The organism is Mycobacterium sp. TH-M116 (genome assembly GCF_057473685.1).
Genome location: NZ_JBYCLC010000166.1, coordinates 1 through 5,492, shown reverse-complemented (window position 1 = coordinate 5,492; position 5,492 = coordinate 1). Strand labels below are relative to the sequence as shown.

At 68.8% G+C, this 5,492-nt stretch carries 6 protein-coding genes and 1 pseudogene; 2 read left to right on the top strand and 5 right to left on the bottom strand.

What is annotated here, in order from left to right; genetic code table 11:
• Positions 1-301: 301 nt before the first annotated feature.
• From AC2VOK_RS08435 to AC2VOK_RS08415, 5 genes are all read right to left on the bottom strand, one after another.
• Positions 302-964 (bottom strand): nitroreductase, encoded by a 663-nt coding sequence (locus AC2VOK_RS08435; RefSeq protein ID WP_428900068.1) that lies wholly within the window; start codon positions 962-964, stop codon positions 302-304.
• A gap of 109 nt (positions 965-1,073) precedes the next feature.
• Positions 1,074-1,634: a NifU family protein gene (locus AC2VOK_RS08430; protein WP_421530537.1), complete on the bottom strand. Its 561-nt coding sequence runs from the start codon at positions 1,632-1,634 to the stop codon at positions 1,074-1,076.
• A gap of 5 nt (positions 1,635-1,639) precedes the next feature.
• Positions 1,640-3,556 carry a ferrous iron transporter B gene (gene feoB / locus AC2VOK_RS08425; protein ID WP_428900067.1) on the bottom strand — a complete coding sequence of 639 codons (1,917 nt, stop codon included), beginning with the start codon at positions 3,554-3,556 and terminating at the stop codon, positions 1,640-1,642.
• Complete coding sequence (locus tag AC2VOK_RS08420) at positions 3,553-3,744, bottom strand: FeoA family protein (protein ID WP_421530516.1); 192 nt, start codon at positions 3,742-3,744, stop codon at positions 3,553-3,555. The genes feoB and AC2VOK_RS08420 overlap by 4 nt, the downstream gene beginning before the upstream one ends.
• 158 nt (positions 3,745-3,902) lie before the next feature.
• The gene (locus AC2VOK_RS08415) at positions 3,903-4,466 is read right to left on the bottom strand and encodes a nucleotidyltransferase family protein (RefSeq protein ID WP_428900066.1); all 564 of its coding nucleotides are present in this window, start codon (positions 4,464-4,466) and stop codon (positions 3,903-3,905) included.
• Between the two features lie 163 nt (positions 4,467-4,629).
• Between AC2VOK_RS08415 and AC2VOK_RS08410 the strand changes: the two genes are divergently transcribed.
• Positions 4,630-5,166, top strand: coding sequence for a hypothetical protein (locus tag AC2VOK_RS08410; protein ID WP_428900069.1), 537 nt, complete (start codon positions 4,630-4,632; stop codon positions 5,164-5,166).
• Positions 5,167-5,226: 60 nt separating this feature from the next.
• A pseudogene (locus AC2VOK_RS08405) lies at positions 5,227-5,492 on the top strand (hypothetical protein); the annotation flags it as partial.

Here is a 5,492-nt window from a genome sequence, read left to right as displayed (position 1 = left end):
GGTGACGGTGTCAACGGTGGCACCGGGGGCACCGGCGGCACCGCCGGCCTCTTCGGCGGCACCCCCGGGACGGACGGAACGTCGTAGCGCCGCCAACTGCCGCGGCTGGCTTCACGAAGCGGCTCAAATACGTTCTGCCCGAGCAGATCCGAGAGGGAGCCGTCGGTGGTCGCGGATGCAGTGGGTCAGTGCGATATTCGAGGAGTGGAGGTCGGCTTTTTCGACCGGCACCGGCATCGGGTGGCAGCTCTGCGCCACCCCGTGCCGACTACCCATCGGCAGGCAACCCGCTGTGAGGCGCTTACTGCAAAAAGGTGACAGTCTCCGACAGCGGAGCTCGAGGTGTCCGCGTCCGCGGCACCGACGGATCGACAAATCCAATCGACATGCCGCAGAACAAAATACGTTGCGATGGTGGTGCGATGACCTCGGCAACGGTGCGATGATATTCCGCCCACGCGATCTGCGGACAGCTGTGCAGCCCTTCTGACCGCAGCAAGAGCATCACGGTCTGCAGGTAGATTCCTGCGTCGGCCCATTGCGGCGGCGGCATATCGCGGTCCAGATAGCAAAACAATGCCGTCGTGGCACCGTAGCAGTTCCAATTCTCGGCGCGCGCCCTGGCGCGCGCGGCGTGATCATCACGCGCGATGCCCAAGGCGCCATATTTGCGTTCACCGAGATCTGCCAGGCGTTCCCGATAGGGCGCTTCCAACGGATTCGGATACATCGCGAATTCCAACGGGTCGCCCTGATCCCCACTCGCAACCCGCTCTGCGATTCGCCGCTTCAGCTCAGCGAGCCGAGCGCCGGAAACCACGTAGATGTGCCAAGGCTGCAGGTTGCCTCCCGATGGAGCGCGTGCCGCGGCGGTCAAGACTCTCACAAGAACGTCCGTGTCCACCGGGTGATCGGTGAAGCCGTGGATCGACTGCCGCGACTGCACCGCGTCGTAGACATCCACATCGGACATCGTAGAGCACGAAACTCGGCGCCCTACCGCTTGCCGTCATAGGCGCAGGCCGACAGGTCTTTTCGGCGGGGCAGCAGCATCGAGGGGTATCGTCGCGTTCCTATCGAACCCATAACGAAAGCAGTTTTTTCCCGAATAACGCTGGACCAGAACGCTTCTCGCCGTAAACCGTGACCCGCTCGTCGACCCGTCGGCGCAGCTCGCCCTCGAGCTTGTCGTGCAGCGTGACCCCCGCGGCCGCGCACCCGCGGCAGGCGCCCGACATGCGCACGGTCACGTCCAGTCCGTCCACCGACACCAGCTCGATCGTCCCGCCGTGCGAACGCGCAAGCGCACCGATGGGCCCGGTGAGCAACTCCCGGACCACGCCGGCCAGCTCGGCGGTGGAATCCGGCGAACATTCGACCCGCCAGCCGGCCCGGTCGGCCAGTGCCTCGCCGAGCGCGGCGCGGACGCCGTCGCCCCACTCACGCCAGCTGTGGGCCGGGCCCAGCGTGATCACGATGTCGGCCGGGCGCACCGTGAGCTCCTCGATCACCCCGGCTTCGAGCAGCCCACCGAGCCGACCCGGGGCCTGCCGCACCGTGCCGCGAGGCGGCAGCCGGTCGGGCGGGACCACCCAGCGCAGCCGCTGCGGGTTGGCGGTGGCCGTGGCATGCATCGGGATCACGCGCCCAGGCCTATCGCGATCGCGCGTGCGGTGAACGCCATCGTCCAGGCCAGGACGAACATGTAGGAGAATGCGACAGCGGGCCAGCGCCAGGAGTTGGTCTCGCGGCGCATGACCGCGACGGTGGACATGCACTGCAGCGCGTAGACGAAGTACGCCAGCAGCGCGATCACGGTCGGCGCGGTGAACACCCGGTGGCCGGCATCGTCGGTCATGGTGGCCAGCGCCTCGCGCGGGTCGTCGGGATTGGTGGCCGCTGCCACCTGCCCGAGTGTGGAGACGAACACCTCGCGCGCCGAAAGGGAGCCGAGCAGCGCGATATTGGTGCGCCAGTCAAAACCCAGCGGCGCGAACACCGGCGCCACCGCCTTGCCCAGATCGGCGGCATAGCTGTGGTCGATCACGTAGGCGGCGGCCTGCGGCGGCGACATCTGCGCGGTCTCGTTCTCCCGCGCCGGCAGATTGAGCAGCACCCACAGGAGCAACGACGTGCCCAGGATGATGGTCCCGGCCTTGCGCAGGAACAGCTTTGCCGCGCTCCACATCGCGACGAGGGCCGTCTTCGCCGAGGGAAAGCGGTAGGGCGGCAGCTCCATCGTGAACGGCAGCAGATCGCTGCGCAGGATGGTCGACTTGAACAGCCAGGCGGCCAGCAGCGCCGAGGTGCCGCCGGCCAGATACAGCACGAACATGGTGGCGCCCTGCGCGTTGAGGCCCCACCAGCGTGTTTGCGGCGCGATCAGCATGCCGACCAGCAAGGTGAACACCGGCAGCCGCGCCGAGCAGGTCATCAGCGGTGCGCTGATGATCGTGGCGATGCGGTCCCGCGACGAGGGCAGGGTGCGAGTGGCCATGATCCCCGGGATCGCGCACGCGAACGACGACAGCATCGCCACGAACGCGCGGCCCTCCAGGCCGGTCCTGGCCATCACCTTGTCCATGAGGAACGCGGCTCGCGACATGTAACCGACGTTCTCCAGCACCGCGATGAGCATGAACAGCAACATGATCTGCGGGATGAACTGCAGCACGGTGCCCACGCCGCCGATCAGCCCCTGGCTCACCAGCCGGCCCACCACGTTGTTTCCGGTGCGGCCGGTCACCTGCTCGCCCAGCCAGCTGAAGCCCTGGCTGACCCAGTCCTGCAGCGGCGCGCCGGCGGCGAAGACGATCTGGAAGAAGCCGAACATCACCGCGAAGAAGATGACGACACCCCACAGCGGGTGCAGAACCACCGCGTCGATCCCGGAGGTGCGTCGATCAGGTTGCGGCGCAAGGTAATCCGCGGCCTGTAGCACCGATTTTCCCCAGGCGTCGACGGCATCGTGGTCGACCGGGGGCATCACCGCCGGCCGCGGCCACCGGTCCAAGGACGCGAGCCGGGCGCGCAGCGCATCGATGCCCGAGCCGCGGTGCCCGACGACCGCGACCACCGGGATTCCCAGCGCCGCCGACAACGCGTCGACGTCGATCCGGCCACCCCGGGCGGTCAATTCGTCGCCCATGGTCAACACCAGCAGACACGGCAGGTCGAGCCGCAGCACCTGCGCCACCAGCATGATCGAGCGACGCAGGGTGGTGACGTCGGCAACGAGCACGATCGCATCCGGTCGGCCCGTGCCGGCGAAACCGCCGGCCAAGGTCTCGGCCACCACTTGCTCGTCGGGGCTGATCGGTTCGAGGCTGTAGGTGCCGGGCAGGTCCTCCACCGCGATCGTGAGGCCATCCACGGTGGTGACGGTGCCGACGCTGCGTCCCACGGTCACGCCCGGGTAGTTGGCGGTCTTGGCGCGCAATCCGGTCAGGTGGTTGAACACACTGGTCTTGCCGGCGTTGGGACTGCCGACCAGGGCCACCCGCGGGGCGCCGGTGACGGTGACCGCGGCGGCGCCGTCGTCGTGGCACGAGGTCATCGAGCGGCTTCCGGAACCACTTCGATGAGCCGGGCCTCGCGGCTGCGCAGGCACAGCTCGGTGTCCTGGACCCGGTAGATGGTCGGGTCCCCCAGCGGCGCGCGACGGATCACGTCGACGTGAGCTGCGGGCCGAAAACCCAGCTGCACCAGACGCTGCGCCACGGCGGGCCTCGCGTCCGAGACCATGCCGACTACGGTTGCCCGTCGACCCGGCGCCACTTCGGCGAGCACGCTCGCTGAACTGGATTGGCGCGCCCCGCTACGCGTCCGATTTCGCACTGACACATCCTGACAATAGTTAAGCCTTGCCTTACCAAGTTACACCCCGGCCCGGCGGGCGCCCGCTACGCCGGATCGTCGATGTCCTCGCCGCCGGCGAGGTCGCCACACTCGACGTTATCGACGTCGGGCCTGTCGCGCAGGTAGGCCCCCGCGCCCTGGTCCCCGGCCAGCCGGGCCAGCACCGCGGGCCAGTGCCGGCGCGCGAGCACCACCGGATGCCCCGGCCTGCCGCCGAAGACCGCGCGCACCAGGCCGCTTTCCGAGCCGGCCACGCGCCCGAGCACCCGCGCCACCACGGCGGGTCCGACGTCGGGGGTGTCCACGACGTGCAGCACCGCGTAGTCGGCGCTCATGCGGTCTGCCGCGGCCAGACCCGCGCGCACCGACGCGCTCAGCCCCTCGCGCCAGCGCGACTCCGTGATCGCGGTGACCCCGGCAGGGGTCGGCACCGCGGCGGCGCCGAGCACCAGGACGACGTCGGTGCAGCCCCCGTCGCGCAGTGCGCCGACCGCGATGGCCAGCCAGCCCTCGACCAGGACCTTCGGCTTGCCGTACCGCCGCCCCGCCCCGGCGGCCAGCACGATTCCCACGTGCCGGGGCGGAGGTGTCGACTGCGGTAACCCCACTCTCCGATGATGACATCAGACCTGTCATCGATCGTGGCCGATTCGCCGGCATCCGCGGGCGCGTCACCGCAGGAGCCCGCACAACTTCAGTGAATAATCTGAATCCGGTATTTGACAGGTTCAGGAGCAGCTCGTGGGGTTGTGGCAGAAGGCACGGTGGGGTCTGGCCGGTGGTTCGCTGCTGCTCTCACCCGTGCTGGTGAGCACCCTGCCGATCTCCGGCTGCAGTTCCAGCATCGAGGGCAGACCGGTCGCCGCGCCGGGTGCGGGGCCCGTGGAACCACGCTTTCCCACGCCGGGCCCGGCACCGTCGGCCACCGCTCCGCCGGCTCCCACCGGGCCGACCACGCCGTCCGGCGCCATCCCGCTGCGCCCCGACGACAACGGTTACGTGTTCATCGAAACCAAGTCCGGCCAGACGCGGTGCCAGATCAACAAGGACACCGTGGGCTGCGAGGCGCCGTTCACCGACTCCCCACTCAAGGACGGCGAGCACGCCAACGGCGTCAGCATCACCGCGGGCGGCGCCGTGCAGTGGGTGCTGGGCAATCTGGGCGCCATCCCGACCGTCGCGATCGATTACAAGACCTACGAGGCGCAGGGCTGGACGATCAGTGCCACCCCCGAGGGCACCCGCTTCACCAACGACAAAACCGGCCACGGCATGTTCGTCAGCGTCGAGCAGGTCGACACGTTCTGAGCAGCGGTTCGTCCGGACGGCGGCGACGGCAACGTTCCCGGCGCCCGTAGCATCGGAGCCGTGGCACCCTACGGTCCACCCGACGATTTTCACAACGAACCGACCGAGCATGCCACGTGGGGTTCGGGCGCACACCCGCCGCAGGGCCCACCGTCGGCATCCGACACTTTCGACCAGGCAGAAGAGCCGGCCCCCTGGTATCGCAGGCCCGCGCTCCTGGCGGGTTGGCTCGTGCTCGTCCTGATCCTGATCGGGCTGATCGTCTTCGGCATCGTCGAGTTGATCGGCGGCGACCAGGGCAGTGGCAACGCCCCGTCGACCAGCAC

Excerpts from the sequence above, each read along its gene's own strand:
- AC2VOK_RS08430 (WP_421530537.1), bottom strand. The coding sequence starts at position 1,634 with ATGCATGCCACGGCCACCGCCAACCCGCAGCGGCTGCGCTGGGTGGTC.
- feoB (WP_428900067.1), bottom strand. The coding sequence starts at position 3,556 with ATGACCTCGTGCCACGACGACGGCGCCGCCGCGGTCACCGTCACCGGC.
- AC2VOK_RS08420 (WP_421530516.1), bottom strand. The coding sequence starts at position 3,744 with ATGGTCTCGGACGCGAGGCCCGCCGTGGCGCAGCGTCTGGTGCAGCTG.